This is a genomic window from Salipiger mucosus DSM 16094 (genome assembly GCF_000442255.1).
In the GTDB taxonomy this organism is placed as follows: Bacteria; Pseudomonadota; Alphaproteobacteria; order Rhodobacterales; family Rhodobacteraceae; genus Salipiger; species Salipiger mucosus.
The window spans coordinates 434,644-447,325 of sequence record NZ_KE557275.1; the positions used below are offsets into that span (position 1 = coordinate 434,644).

11 protein-coding genes are annotated in these 12,682 nt (G+C 70.5%); 3 read left to right on the forward strand and 8 right to left on the reverse strand.

Features of this window, described 5'->3' with window-relative positions; genetic code table 11:
- Positions 1–3: 3 nt before the first annotated feature.
- The 3 genes from SALMUC_RS11390 to SALMUC_RS11400 are packed head-to-tail and all read right to left on the reverse strand — an operon-like array spanning position 4 to position 4,363.
- Complete coding sequence (locus SALMUC_RS11390; protein ID WP_020040558.1) at positions 4–771, reverse strand: SDR family oxidoreductase; 768 nt, start codon at positions 769–771, stop codon at positions 4–6.
- Positions 768–2,336 carry a GMC oxidoreductase gene (locus tag SALMUC_RS11395; protein WP_020040557.1) on the reverse strand — a complete coding sequence of 523 codons (1,569 nt, stop codon included), beginning with the start codon at positions 2,334–2,336 and terminating at the stop codon, positions 768–770. Before SALMUC_RS11395 ends, SALMUC_RS11390 begins: the two co-directional genes overlap by 4 nt.
- The gene (locus tag SALMUC_RS11400; protein ID WP_020040556.1) at positions 2,333–4,363 is read right to left on the reverse strand and encodes an acyltransferase family protein; all 2,031 of its coding nucleotides are present in this window, start codon (positions 4,361–4,363) and stop codon (positions 2,333–2,335) included. Before SALMUC_RS11400 ends, SALMUC_RS11395 begins: the two co-directional genes overlap by 4 nt.
- Before the next feature lie 224 nt (positions 4,364–4,587).
- Between SALMUC_RS11400 and SALMUC_RS11405 the strand changes: the two genes are divergently transcribed.
- Positions 4,588–5,094, forward strand: coding sequence for a serine acetyltransferase (locus SALMUC_RS11405; protein ID WP_020040555.1), 507 nt, complete (start codon positions 4,588–4,590; stop codon positions 5,092–5,094).
- On the opposite strand, the gene SALMUC_RS11410 is transcribed toward SALMUC_RS11405, so the two are convergent.
- From SALMUC_RS11410 to nth, 5 genes are all read right to left on the reverse strand, one after another.
- Entirely contained in the window at positions 5,088–6,392 is a 1,305-nt protein-coding gene (locus tag SALMUC_RS11410; protein ID WP_020040554.1) for a glycosyltransferase family 4 protein, read from the reverse strand. The genes SALMUC_RS11405 and SALMUC_RS11410 overlap by 7 nt on opposite strands.
- 10 nt (positions 6,393–6,402) lie before the next feature.
- A complete protein-coding gene (locus SALMUC_RS11415) occupies positions 6,403–7,803 on the reverse strand; it encodes a membrane protein (protein ID WP_020040553.1) in 1,401 nt (466 codons plus the stop codon).
- 155 nt (positions 7,804–7,958) lie between these two features.
- Positions 7,959–9,152, reverse strand: coding sequence for a S8 family peptidase (locus SALMUC_RS11420; protein WP_020040552.1), 1,194 nt, complete (start codon positions 9,150–9,152; stop codon positions 7,959–7,961).
- Positions 9,153–9,275: 123 nt separating this feature from the next.
- A complete protein-coding gene (locus tag SALMUC_RS11425; RefSeq protein ID WP_020040551.1) occupies positions 9,276–10,265 on the reverse strand; it encodes an adenosine kinase in 990 nt (329 codons plus the stop codon).
- Positions 10,262–10,906 carry an endonuclease III gene (nth, locus tag SALMUC_RS11430; protein WP_020040550.1) on the reverse strand — a complete coding sequence of 215 codons (645 nt, stop codon included), beginning with the start codon at positions 10,904–10,906 and terminating at the stop codon, positions 10,262–10,264. Before nth ends, SALMUC_RS11425 begins: the two co-directional genes overlap by 4 nt.
- A gap of 104 nt (positions 10,907–11,010) precedes the next feature.
- Between nth and SALMUC_RS11435 the strand changes: the two genes are divergently transcribed.
- Together SALMUC_RS11435 and SALMUC_RS11440 are read left to right on the forward strand one after the other, a co-directional pair.
- On the forward strand, positions 11,011–11,880 hold the full coding sequence (locus SALMUC_RS11435) for a methylated-DNA--[protein]-cysteine S-methyltransferase (RefSeq protein WP_020040549.1): 870 nt from the start codon (positions 11,011–11,013) through the stop codon (positions 11,878–11,880).
- Positions 11,881–12,002: 122 nt separating this feature from the next.
- The gene (locus tag SALMUC_RS11440; protein ID WP_020040548.1) at positions 12,003–12,671 is read left to right on the forward strand and encodes a YiaD family glycine zipper/OmpA-like lipoprotein; all 669 of its coding nucleotides are present in this window, start codon (positions 12,003–12,005) and stop codon (positions 12,669–12,671) included.
- Positions 12,672–12,682 lie beyond the last annotated feature (11 nt).

Consider the following 12,682-nt stretch of genomic DNA (forward strand, 5'->3'; position numbering starts at 1 on the left):
CGGCTAGAGACGCCGGGGTTTCCTGCGGCGCAGGAGCAGAGTGTCCTTGAGCTTGGACTTCAGGCCACGCGGCGGCAGCACCTCGGTGTCCATCTCGAAGACCGCGCCGGTCAGCGCCGGGTCCATACGCAGCGCCAGTTCCACGCCCCAGGCGGCGGCGGTCTCGGGCGCCAGCCCGTCGGGCACGCCCATGCCGGTGCGCAACATGCCGGGCATCCAGTCGCCGATGACGATTTCCGGGAAGCGGTCGGCCAGGTCCGCGATCAGCGCCCGGGTCCAGATGCGCGCGGCGCCCTTCGAGACGGAATAGGCCGAGGACGCGGGCAGCGGGTTCAGATCGGCAAAGGTGGCGACGTTCAGGATGCGCCCGCGCCCGGTCTCGCACATGTCCTCGAGCGCGGCGCGCGTGCAGGCGACCGTGCCGCCGAGGTTCACCGCCACGGTCTGCATGAAGCTCGTGCCGCTCTCGTCGAGGATGTCGCGGCGCGGGTAGACGGCGGCGTTGTTGATCAGCAGCGCCACGGGGCCATGCTTGGCGCGGATTTCCTCGAAGGCACGGTCCACCGCCGCCGGATCGGCCACGTCCAGCGGCCAAGCGTGAAATCGGCCTTCGGCGGCTTCTGCCGCCGTCTCCTGCAGCGCTTCGGCGCGGCGGCCGAGCCCCACGACCTCGAACCCCTCGCGGGCGAGCCCGAGGGCCAGCGCGCGGCCCAGCCCGCCGCCCGCGCCGGTGACGACGGCGATGCCGTCCTGCGGTTTGAGCCGGGTCATGCGGCGGCCTCCTTGGTGATGGCGTCGGCCACGCGCAGGGCGTTGGCCGCGATGGTCAGGCTGGGGTTCACCGCCATCGAGGTCGGCATGAAGGAGGCATCCGCGACCCAGAGGTTGCGCAGCCCGTGCGCGCGGCAGTCGCGGTCGAGCACCGAACGTGTCGCATCCTCGCCAAAGCGCAGCGTGCCGCTGGGATGGCCGAAGTTCAGTTCCGGCCCCAGACCCAGGAACAGGTGCCGCTGCCCCCGGAAGGCGCGGCGCATGGCGCGGCGGAAGATGCGGCGGCGCTGCAGCAACTCGTCGTGAAACCGGTAGTCGACCGACAGGCGCTCGGGCGCATTGGGATCATATGTGACGCGGTTTTCGGGGTAGGGCAGGTCCTCCATCAGCCCGACGAAGATCTGCGCCTGCCCCAGCAGCCGCACCGCCAGCGCGGCGGGCAGCCGGGTGAGGTGGCGCAGCCCCGGCAGGCGTCGCAGTGCGCTGCGGCCGAGCATCAGGTTCAGGTAGTGCACGATCTCGCCATAGGAGGCGCGGATGCCCATGGCCTGCACGGTGCCGAGGCGTGCACCCTCGCGGTGGTAGAGGTCGCGCAGCGACAGGGCCTTGGTCGCGCCGCTATCCGGCGTCCCGCGTGGCGGCCAAAGCGCCAGCATCTCGTTGAGGTGGAACATGAGGTTGCGCCCCACGAGGCCCGAGCGGTTGGCGAGGCCCTCGGGCCAGGCCTCGCAGGCCGAGGCGAGCAGCAGCCGGGGCGATCCCAGCGCGCCGCCCGCGAGCAGCACATGCGGGGCGTGCAGACGGTGCGTTTCGCCCGCGACGCGGATCTCGACGGCCTCGATCCGGTCGGGGCCGGCGTGCAGCCGCGTGACCTCGGCCCGGTCGATCAGCGCCGCGCGGCCGGTGGCCAGCGCGGGCTCGACCCCGGCCGAGCGGCCGTCCATCTTGCAGCGCCTCGGGCATTTCGTGCCGAGGCAGCTCAGGCAGCCCTCGGTGCGGTCGATGGCGGTATGCGCGTGGTACGGATGCAGCCCGGCGGTGCGGAAGGCCTGCGTCAGCGCCGCCTCGGTCGCGGTTGGCGCGGGTGGATCGCGCAGCGGGATCGGGGGCTCGTCCGACAGCGGATCGGGCGTGCCATGCACGCGGTAGAGCCGCGCCGCGCGGTCATACCAGGGCCGGAAGCCGTCGAAGCCGACCGGCCAGCCGCCGGTCGGATGCGGGCGTTCGGCGCTGTCGTCGAGGTCGTGCCGTTCGGGCCGTTCCAGCGTCGCGGCGTAGAAGACCGAGGAGCCGCCGACCCCCGCGCCGAGCGGCGCGTAGAAGGTGCTGTCGATGCCATCGACGCGGGCATTCAGCGGCTGCGGCCAGAGCCCGCGCGCCAGCCGGGCCTCGGGGACGAAGACCTCGGAGAGACCGTTGCGCTCGGTCCGGCGCCCGGCGGCGCCCTGTTCGAGGAAGAGCACCCGCAGCCCGGCCTCGGCCAGCGCGCGGCCGGCGGTGCCGCCGCCCATGCCGGTGCCGATGACGATGACGTCCCAGTCGGCATGCAGCGCCGGATGGCTCATGAGCCCGCGCCCTCGGGGGTGAAGACCCGCGCGAAAAGCCCGCGCAGCGCAAGCGCGGCGCTGTTGGTCAGGTGGTTGTTGTCGAAGTAGTAACCCGTGCCCTCTACCAAGGCGTGGCAGGCCGCATCGTCGCACAGCCTCGGCCAGGGGTCGATCCAGCTGATCGCGCCGGCCTCTGCCATGTCCTGCCAGGGTGCGTCTGCGGCGTCCGCGCGGGCGGACAGCGCGGTGCGGGGGATCGCCGTCTCCGTCACCGGCGCGCGGGCCAGCGGCCAGCCTGCGTGCGCGGCCTCGCGCGCGGCAAGGCGGCTGTCGTATTGCGCGACCTCGGGCGGCTGGCGCAGGACGATGACCTCGTCGAAGTGGTCCAGCAGGCCCGAGACGGTCGTCTCGGCCGCCTCGGTCAGCGTCTCGACTTGCGGCACGCCCACCTGCCTCGGCGCCTCGGCCGGATGGATGGCGATGCGGTTGGCCTCGTCCAGCCCGACGCCGGTGCCGGTCGCGTAATAGGCCCAGCGGCCCACCAGCAGCACCTTGTCGAGGCTGTCGAGCCGGGGCAGCGCCTGCCGGATCTGCAGGTTGGCCTGGGTGCAGGCGGTGTCCTGCGCCGGAGTGGCGGCGCTCTCGGTCTTGCGCAGGCCGAAGAGCGGTGGACAGCCCGCGCGCCAGAGAATCAGGCCCGGCGTGCCGGCCTCATGCGCGGTGCGATCGAGGCCCTCCTTCACGGCGCGGACGTGGCTGTCGCCCCAGACCAGCACGCGCGGCGCGCCCTCGGGGCCGATGGGGCAGACCTCGAGCCCCATGAGCGGGCCTTCGGTCGGGCGATGGCAGCGGCTCCAGTCCTGCAGGAAGTCGCCCGAGGCGGCGATATGAGGCCGGACCTCCGCGCCGAACCGGCCCGGAAGGCCGTCTTTCACGTAGAGCCACCCGCCCACCGCCAGCATCGCCGCCGAGGCCGCCACCGTCCCGCCGAGGAAGACGAATCCCGGCAGCCGTGCGCGGCGCATCGGCGCCTCGACAAGGCGCCACGAGAGCCAGGCCAGCACCACCGAGACCGCCATCCAGGCCAGCGTCTCGGCCCAGCTGGAATAGCCGCCCCGCAGGTAGAGCGAAAGCGTCAGCACCGGCCAGTGCCACAGGTAGAGCGAATAGGAGATGCGCCCGAAGAACACCGGCCCCGGCGCCGAGAGCAGGCGGTTCACCGGGTTCATGCCGGTCCCGTTCGCCAGCAGCAGGACGGTCCCCAGCACCGGCGCCATGGCCAGCAGGCCTGGGAAGTGCCGCCCGGCCGGAATCAGCAGGACCGAAGCCAGCACCAGCGCCAGCCCCAGCCAGCTGAGCACCGCGTAGCCGCGCCAGCGCCGCCCGGTCTCGATGCCCCAGATGGCCAGCAGGACGCCCGACAGAAGCTCCCACGCGCGGAAGGGAAAGAGGTAGAAGGTCGCCGAGGGATGCGTTGGCGTGAGCCAGATGCAAGCCGCGAGCGAGGCCGCCCAGCATCCCGCAAGCGCCAGCAGCAGCGCGCGCCGGTTGCGCGACAGCAGCAGGATGAAGAGCGGCAGGAAGATATAGAACTGCTCCTCGACGGCCAGGGACCAGGTGTGCAGCAGCGGCTTGTCCTCGGAGGCGGTGTCGAAATAGCCGGCCTGCCGGTAGAACAGCACGTTCGACAGGTAGACCGTGGCCGAGATCAGCGCCTTGCCGTACTCGCGGAATTCGAAGGGCAGCAGCAGCGCCCATGCAAGCAGCGTGGTCACCGCGGCCATCGTGAAGAAGGCGGGCGCCAGCCGGCGGAAGCGGCGCATGTAGAAGTGCCGCAGCCAGATACGCCCGGTGGCGTCATACTCGCGCCAGAGGATGCCGCCGATCAGGAAACCCGAGATCACGAAGAAGACGTCGACGCCGACGAAGCCACCCGAGAGCCCCGGCACGCCGAAGTGATAGAGCACCACCGCGATCACGGCGATGGCGCGCAGCCCGTCGATCTCGCTGCGGTAGGGCAGCGACCTGTTCTCGGGCGTCGGCATCTAGAGGGGCCGTCCGTGGGGCAGGGGTGTCAGGGTCATGGCAGCACTCGTTCAGCGTCACGCCCCCACGCACGCCTGTTTTGTATAGCGCCGCCAATGGCCTCGGAACAAGCGAAAGCGCGGGCGCATCGCGATTCCGCGCAGGGCTGTTGCCGATCTGCGCGCTCTGGCGGCGGGGCTGAAAATCGCCCATGCTGCCCGCGAGCGGCAGGCAGGGACAGGCGATGACGGACGACGGCATTTCGGCGGAGGTGGCGGACTGGTCGCGCGAGGACGTGCGGCGATTCTGGGACCCGGGGCCCAAGCTGCTGCGCGCGCTGCGCCGCTACCAGGCGGCGCGCGCCCGGGGTGGGGCATTGGCGCGGCTTGCGGCGAAATACTGGGCGGCGAACCACCTCTTCTGGTCGACGATCTGCCAGAGCGAGCTGCATCTCAACACGCAGGTCGGTGGCGGGCTGCGGCTGACCCATCCCACCGGCATCATCGTCCACCCCGAGGCGCGGATCGGGGTCAACTGCATGATCTTCCACCAGGTCACGCTGGCCGGTGCGGTCGAGCTGGGCGGGCATGTCGACGTGGGCGCGGGGGCCAAGCTGATCGGGCCGCTGCGCGTGGGCGATCACGCTGTGATCGGGGCCAACGCGGTCGTGACGCATGACGTGCCCGCCGGGGCCACGGTGGCCGGCATCCCGGCGCGGGTGATCTCGCGCGCCGAAACGGCGGCTCAGTAGCCCAGCCCGTCGAGCGGGCGGCCCGCCAGAACCGCCTCGTAGATGTCGCGTGTCTTCTCGCCCTTGAGGCGCCAGGGGAAATTGCCCTCGGCATAGGCGCGGCCGGTATCGGCCATCCCGGCCATCAGCTCGGGCGTGGCGCAACAGCGCTCCATCTCGGTGCGGAAGCCCTCGACCATCGCGTCGAAGGGGGCCATCGGCACCCGCACGCCGCGCTCCTCGCCCGCAAGGTCGCCCGGCGCGCCGTAATCCGCGACCAGCACCTGCATGCCGCAGGCCATGGCCTCGATCACCACCCCGGCGCCCAGCTCGCGGATCGAGGGAAAGACGAAGGCGTCGCAGGCGCGCATCATCTTCGCCACCTCGGCCTGCGAGCGGCGCCCCTCGAGCGTGACGCGGTCCTGCAGCCCGTGCTCGGCGATCAGCGCCTCGATGCGCGGCCGCTCGGGGCCGTCGCCGACGATGTGCAGATGGTGCTGCCGCAGCGCCTCGGATTCGGCGAAGGCGCGCACCGGCAGTTCCGGCAGCTTGTAGGGCACGAGCCGCCCGGCATAGAGGAAGTGCAGCTCTCCGTCGCCGCTGCGCCGCCCGGCCGGCAGCGTGCCTTCGGCGTGGAAGATGGCCGGGTCGAAGCCGATCTCGGGGAAGGGCACCAGCCGCGCGTCCTCGACCCGGCGCAGATCGGCGCGGGTGTGCGAGAAGGCTGCCAGCACCGCCGCCGCGTCGTCGAAGGTGCTGCGGGCGTAGGGCAGGTATTTGTAGGCATCGCGCAGGCGGCGCAGCCCTTCCTTTTCGCGGGCCTGCTCGGCGGCGAAGGCGGCAGGCCAGTCCAGCGCGCCGTTGAGCGGACCGATGACGAAGGGCACCGGCACCTTGTGCGCGAGCCAGCTCGGCAGGGTCGGGGACATCGGCGTGATGCGGTGCACGATGTCGTAACGCCCGGCGCGCAGGTCGGCGCCGAAACGGCGCCAGACGCCATGCTCGAAGGCGAGGTAGGGCAGGTAATTGAAGATCATCGAGGTCGACCAGCCGACTTCGTCCCCGCCGCGCAGGACGCGGGCGATGCGATACATCGGCCCCGCGATCCACTCGGTGTCGATATAGACCATCTCGGGCGCGTCGCCCGCCGCCTCGATGTTCTCGCGGTTGCGCACGTGGGTGGCGACGGTCACGTCGCAAAGTGCCGCGATCTCGCGCGCGTACTTGTAGCCCACGATCGGCAGCGAGGGCCACTCGGGGTTGCATTCGTCCGCGACCAGCAGGACTCGCGGTTTTGCGGGCGTGCCGTCTGCGGTCATCGTCCCCTGCCTACATGATGGATTGCCACTTGAGCCCCTTGTCCTTTTTCGTGCGTCCAAGCCGCAGCCGTTCGGCCCGCAACGCCTCGGCATAGCCGGTCAGCGCGCCGGCCATGAGCCATGTCAGCGGGGTGAGCGTCGCGTTTGGGATCATGTCGAAGACATTGATCGCCAGCAGCAGCGAGAGCGGCGCGATGAAGGGCGAGATGCGCTCGTGCGGCGCCGCCACGGATTCGCGCCACAGCAGCACCAGCGGCAGCACGAGCAGGCCGAACTCGGCCAGGAAACCCACCCAGCCGTAGACGCCCAGAACGATGATCCAGCGCCCGTCGGTCACCGTCAGGATGAAGCCGGTCACCGGGTCGAGGATGTGGTTCCGCCCCCAGCTGCCCCAGCCGAAGAGCGGTTTTTCCTTGGCCCGCTCCAGCAGGGTGCCCTCCTGGTCGAAGCGGAATTGCAGCGAGTTCGCACGATCCTCGGCCACCGCGCCGGCGGCGGCGAGGATCCGCTCCTCGGGGATCAGCTCGGCGCCCTTGAGCGTGGGATAGCCGATCGCCAGCAGGCCGATCAGGATGGCCACGCGGATCTGCATGAGCCGCGTCAGGAACAGCACAGCCGGGATCAGCAGCGCGGCGAAGATCATCGCGCCGAAGGACTTGGCCATGACCAGGATCGCGGTGAGGTAGAGGGCCGCGATCAGCAGGGACGGCTTGCCTTCGCCTCCCAGCCGCCAGAGCGACCAGGCCGCGATGGTGGCGGTCATGGTGAAGAAGGCGACCCAGATCCCGTGGTAGAGGAACACGACCGGCCGGTAGCCGCCGAAGCGGATCGACTGCGCGAAGCTGTGCTGGAAGTAGCCGTAGATCCAGTTGTTGAGCTGCGGCGAAAGCCGGATCTCGATCAGCATGAAGAGCGAATAGACCAGCCCGCCCCACATCAGCGCGCGCAGAAGCTCGCGCTGGGCGCCCCCGGTGGCGAGGAACTGCCGCGCGAGCAGGAAGGGCAGGACCAGCAGGAACTGCTGCACCATGAGCGCGATGGCGTCCTTGGGCCCCAGCCCCGGCAGCCCGACCTGCCCGAAGACCACCGGCGCCGTGTTGGTCGCCACCGTCGCCAGCGGCGAGAAGACGAAGACCAGCAGCAGCACCTTGCCCAGCGGGTTCTGCGGCAGGATCGACCCGGGGCGCCCGTGCCGCCAGAGGCAGACCGCGAAGACGGTCAGCGCCGGGATGTTGTGCTTGTTGAGGGGCGGCATCAGCGGCAGGTCGAAGATCGCCGGCGGCTCGGGCAGGAAGAGGTAGCCCAGCATCATCGACAGGATCAGCGCACGGTCCGTCGGCAGCCGGCGGAACAGCACGATGGTCACGATGGGCCAGATGGCCAGCGCCAGGTAGGCGAGAGGGTTCGGCATCTTTCGTGTCGCACGTCCCGGAGTCGCGGCATCCCTCCGGCCCCCCAAGCCCGGAATGCTGCGCGCAGCCTAGCAGGCCCGCCGCCCCGTGTCGCCTCCCGCCATGCAAGGGCACGCAAAGGCTGACAGATTTGGCACAGGTGGCCGGCCCCGCCTCAGCCCATGGCGGCCGGTGGGGCCTGCACCAGCCCCTGGCCCACGTCCATGCGGTCGGCCGCCGGGTCGAGCCCCGCCAGCGTCGCCGAGCTCTGCAGCCGCGCTGCGACGGCGGCGGCGGTCAGCGGCCGTCCGCTGCGGGCCTGCGCCTCCCACCAGAGCGCCGCGGCGCCGGCGACGTGCGGGCAGGCCATGGAGGTGCCGTTGAGCGCGCGCAGCCCGCCGCCCGCCGCGGCCGAGACGATGCCCACGCCCGGCGCCGAGAGCACCGGGTTGCTGTTCGAGAAGGGTGCCACGCTGAGCCCCGCCTCGCCCTGTCCCAGCGCGCCGACCGAGATCACGCCGAAGGCCGCCGCCGGGACCGAGGCGCCGACCTCGAAATCGGGCGAGACCTGGCGCCGGCTCTCGTTGCCCGAGGCCGCGACCACCACCGAACCGCCGTCGAAGGCCGCCTGCGCGCGGAACATGTCCATGAGCGCGTCGAACATGCGCAGGTTCATGCGATAGCCCTCGAGCGCGACCGAGGTTGCCAGCAGCACGGGGTAGCCGTCCTCGACCAGCCGTTCGGCGAGACCGGGAAAGTCGAAGCCCAGCGACATCGACATCACCTGCGCGCCCTGGTCGGCGGCCCAGCGCATGCCGTCGAAGAGCATCTCGGAGGAACCGCGCCCGTCGTCGGCCAGCACCTTGCCGATCAGCGCCTCGGTCACGCCGCGCGCCACGCCGATTCGCGTGCCCGCCACGTCGCGGCCGAAGATCGTGCCGGCGCAGTGGGTGCCGTGGCCGTTGGCGTCCTGGTCGCCTGTGCCGGCAAAGTCGGCCCGGGTGAGGGTCACGCCCGTGAAGGCCGGGTGGTCCGCGTCGATGCCGGTGTCCAGCACCGCCACCCGCACGCCCGCCCCCGTCATGTCGGTCAGCGTCGCGCCGATGGCCTCGATGCCCCATGCGGGCTCGGCCTCGGCCTCGCGCACGTCGTCGAGGGGCTCGGGCTCGATCAGGCGCGTCGGCATCGCCCGCGCCAGCGTCAGCACCGAGGGGTCGCGCTGCGCGTCGCGCAGATCGTGCGGGCTCATGTCGTGGGTTTCGAGGCGCGGCCGGGGCGGCGCCGCGAACATCGGGGCCTCCTCCGGCAGGCGCCCCACGGGGGCGCGCGGAGCGGCGTTGTCGTCCCGCAGCATGATGAACCGTGCCATGTTGCCTCCTGCCGACCGGATATCGCTACACGATAACAGGATACGACCGAAGGTTGTGTGCGGGAAGCGGGTCGTCGTGAACGGGGCGTGAATAACGCCCCGTTCGGGTGCCTCTGGCTTGGCTCAGGCCAGGCCGGCCTCGCGGAAGAGGGCGGGCAGGCTGGTCTCGGGGCGCGGGCCCATGTGGCTGATGACTTCGCGCGCGGCGACGGTGCCCATGCGCGCCGCCGTTTCCATGTCCTTGCCGTGGGCCAGGCCGTAGAGGAAACCCGCGGCGAACTGGTCGCCCGCACCGGTGGCGTCGACCGGGGTGATCTTGTCGACCGCGATGTCGGTGCGCTCGCCGTTGCGGATGATGCTCACGCCGTCACCCGAGCGGGTGCAGACCACCAGCGGGCAGATCTCGGCCACGCGGGCAAGGTCGGCGTCGAGGTTGTCGTCCTGGAAGAGCGAGCGGATCTCGGCCTCGTTGCCGATCACGAAGTCGAGCTCGTTCTCGATCAGCTTGAGGAAGTCCTCGCGGTGACGCTCGACGCAGAAGGGGTCGGAGATGGCGATGCCCGCCATGCCACCGGCCTTGCGGCAGGTCCGCGCGGTGCGCTCGAAGGCTTCCTTGCCCTTGGGCTTGTCGAAGAGATAGCCCTCGAGGAAGACGATCTCGGCCTCGCCCGCGACCTCGTCGGAGACATCGTCGGGGCCCAGCTCGGCCGAGATGCCGAGGTAGGTGTTCATCGACCGCTCGCCGTCGGGCGAGACGAAGATCATGCAGCGCGAGGTGGGCAGCTCGCCGCCCGGCACGGGCGCGTTGACGAAGTCGGTGCCGCCTTCCTTCATGGAGGCGACGTAGGAGGTGCCCAGCTCGTCGTCGCGCACGCGGCCGATGAAGCCGGTGCGCAGGCCGAGATTCCCGAGGCCCGCGAGGGTGTTGGCGACCGAGCCGCCCGCGGCCTGAACACGCTCTTCCATGGCGTCGAAGAGGCTTTCGGCGCGGTCGCGCTCGATCAGCTGCATGATGCCTTTTTCGATGCCCATCTTCTCCAGAAAGGCATCGTCGGAACGGGTGATCACGTCGACGACGGCGTTGCCGATGCCGACGACCTGGTACTTCTTCATAGGGTCTTTTCCTCGAATTGACAGAGATCGCGGATCAGGCAGGCGGGGCACTTCGGCTTGCGCGCGACGCAGGTGTAGCGTCCGTGCAGGATGAGCCAATGGTGCGCGTGCTGCTGGAAATCCACGGGGACGTTGTCTTCGATGGCGCGCTCGGTGGCGATGACGTCCTTGCCCGGGCAGATGCCGGTCCGGTTGCCGACGCGGAAGATATGCGTATCCACCGCCTGCGCCGGGTAGTGCCACCACATGTTGAGCACGACATTGGCCGTCTTCCGGCCGACTCCCGGCAGCGACTGCAAGGCCGCGCGGGAGTTGGGAACCTCGCCGTCGTAGTCCTCGACGAGGATGCGCGACAGCTTCATCACGTTCTTCGCCTTGTTGCGATAGAGGCCGATCGTCCTGATGTGCTCGACCAGTCCCTCCTCGCCCAGCGCCAGCATCTTTTCCGGCGTGTCGGCGATCTTGAAGAGGCTGCGCGTCGCCTTGTTGACCCCCGCGTCCGTCGCCTGCGCCGAAAGCGCGACGGCGACCACGAGGGTGAAGGCGTTGACGTGCTCCAGCTCGCCCCGGGGTTCGGGTTCAGCGTCCTGAAAGCGGGTGAAGACCTCCCGCAGGCTGTGATAGTCGAGCTGTTTCGCCATGGGGGCGTCTATGCCTGCGGGGGGACGGATGCGCAACATCCGGGTCGCAAGGGGATCGCGAAACCGCGATACTGGGGCCTCGGATGGTCGCGGGAGTGGCGAAAATGACGGAAATGACGACTGACATGGCGCCCATGGGCGAGAGCGGCTACCACTTTGCCGTGATGCGCCGTGCCATCGACCTGGTGGACGAGATGGGTCCGCAGGCCTCGCTCGAGGCGCTGTCCGAGCGCATGGGGATGAGCCCGGCGCATTTCCAACGCCTCTTTTCGCGCTGGGCCGGGGTCTCGCCCAAGCGGTTCCAGCAATACCTCGCGCTGGGCCATGCCAAGGCGCTGCTGCAGGAGCATTTCAGCACGCTCGAGACCGCGCATGCCGCCGGGCTCTCGGGCAGCGGACGGCTGCACGACCTCTTCCTGCGGTGGGAGGCGATGAGCCCCGGCGACTACGCGCGGGGCGGCGAAGGCCTGACGATCCGCTGGGGCTGGTTCGACAGCCCCTTCGGTCCGGCGCTGGTCATGGGCACGGACAAGGGCCTCTGCGGCATCGGCTTTTCGGCCGAGACCACCGCCGAGGCCACCTTCGAGGACCTGCAGCGGCGTTGGCCCCGGGCCGCCTACGTCGAGGCGCCCGAGGCACTGCGCCCCTGGGCCGAGCGGGCCTTCGGTGCTCTGGACGATGGCGGGACGGTGCCGCTGCACCTCATCGGGGCGCCGTTCCAGATCAAGGTCTGGGAGGCACTGATGCGCATCCCCTCGGGCGAGGTCACCACCTATTCCGAGATCGCCCGCGCCATCGGCAATCCCGGCGCGGTGCGCGCGGTGGGCACGGCGGTCGGGCGCAACCCGATCTCGCTGCTGATCCCCTGCCACCGGGCACTGCGCAAGTCGGGCGGGCTGGGCGGCTATCACTGGGGCCTGCCGGTCAAGCGCGCGATCCTCGCCCGCGAGGCGGCACAGCGCGACGCACTGTAACGTGTTCCGGGATGGGCGGAGAGCCGCCGATTTCCCCGTGACAACCACTTTGGTGACAGGCAGGTTCGGTCTATGACGGAGGTGGACGCCCGCAACGGGCGCAAAACGGAACGAGGCAAGACATGATCCGGGCGAAATCCCCAATTTTCCTTTCCCTGGCCGCGGTTCTGGCGCTGAGCGCCTGCGAGAACGGCCAGATGTTCGACGAGACCGACCCGAACCGGAACGCCAAGCAGGGCGCTCTGCTGGGTGCCGTGGGCGGGGCGCTCGCGGGCGCCGTGGTCGGCGGTGACGACCGGGCCGAGCGCAACCGCACCATCGCGGCCGGTGCCGCGCTGGGCGCCGCGGGCGGCGCGCTCTACGGCAACCAGCTCGACAAGCAGGAAGCCGAACTGCGCCAGCAGCTGGGCAACAACTCGACGATCCGCAACACCGGCGACCGCCTGATCGTCACCATGCCGCAGGACATCCTGTTCGACACCGACAGCGCCACGCTGCAGCCGCAGCTGCAGTCGGACATCCGCACCGTCGGCCGTTCGCTGCAGCAGTACCCGGACACCACCGTGCAGGTCGTGGGCCACACCGACAGCGACGGCGACGCCGACTACAACATGGGCCTGTCGCAGCGCCGCGCGCAGGCCGTGGCCAGCCTGCTGGTCTCCGAGGGCGTGCCCTCCTACCGCGTTCAGTCCATCGGCCGGGGCGAGAACCAGCCGATCGCGGACAACCTGACCGCCGCGGGCAAGCGCCAGAACCGCCGGGTCGAGATCATCATCCTGCCGACGAGCTGAGGCTCCGCCGA

Coding starts and splice junctions, on each gene's coding strand:
- SALMUC_RS11410 (WP_020040554.1), bottom strand. CDS start 6,392: ATGACCGCAGACGGCACGCCCGCAAAACCGCGAGTCCTGCTGGTCGCG.
- SALMUC_RS11400 (WP_020040556.1), bottom strand. CDS start 4,363: ATGCCGACGCCCGAGAACAGGTCGCTGCCCTACCGCAGCGAGATCGAC.
- SALMUC_RS11440 (WP_020040548.1), top strand. CDS start 12,003: ATGATCCGGGCGAAATCCCCAATTTTCCTTTCCCTGGCCGCGGTTCTG.
- SALMUC_RS11435 (WP_020040549.1), top strand. CDS start 11,011: ATGACGGAAATGACGACTGACATGGCGCCCATGGGCGAGAGCGGCTAC.
- SALMUC_RS11420 (WP_020040552.1), bottom strand. CDS start 9,152: ATGGCACGGTTCATCATGCTGCGGGACGACAACGCCGCTCCGCGCGCC.
- SALMUC_RS11405 (WP_020040555.1), top strand. CDS start 4,588: ATGACGGACGACGGCATTTCGGCGGAGGTGGCGGACTGGTCGCGCGAG.
- SALMUC_RS11425 (WP_020040551.1), bottom strand. CDS start 10,265: ATGAAGAAGTACCAGGTCGTCGGCATCGGCAACGCCGTCGTCGACGTG.
- SALMUC_RS11390 (WP_020040558.1), bottom strand. CDS start 771: ATGACCCGGCTCAAACCGCAGGACGGCATCGCCGTCGTCACCGGCGCG.
- SALMUC_RS11415 (WP_020040553.1), bottom strand. CDS start 7,803: ATGCCGAACCCTCTCGCCTACCTGGCGCTGGCCATCTGGCCCATCGTG.
- nth (WP_020040550.1), bottom strand. CDS start 10,906: ATGGCGAAACAGCTCGACTATCACAGCCTGCGGGAGGTCTTCACCCGC.
- SALMUC_RS11395 (WP_020040557.1), bottom strand. CDS start 2,336: ATGAGCCATCCGGCGCTGCATGCCGACTGGGACGTCATCGTCATCGGC.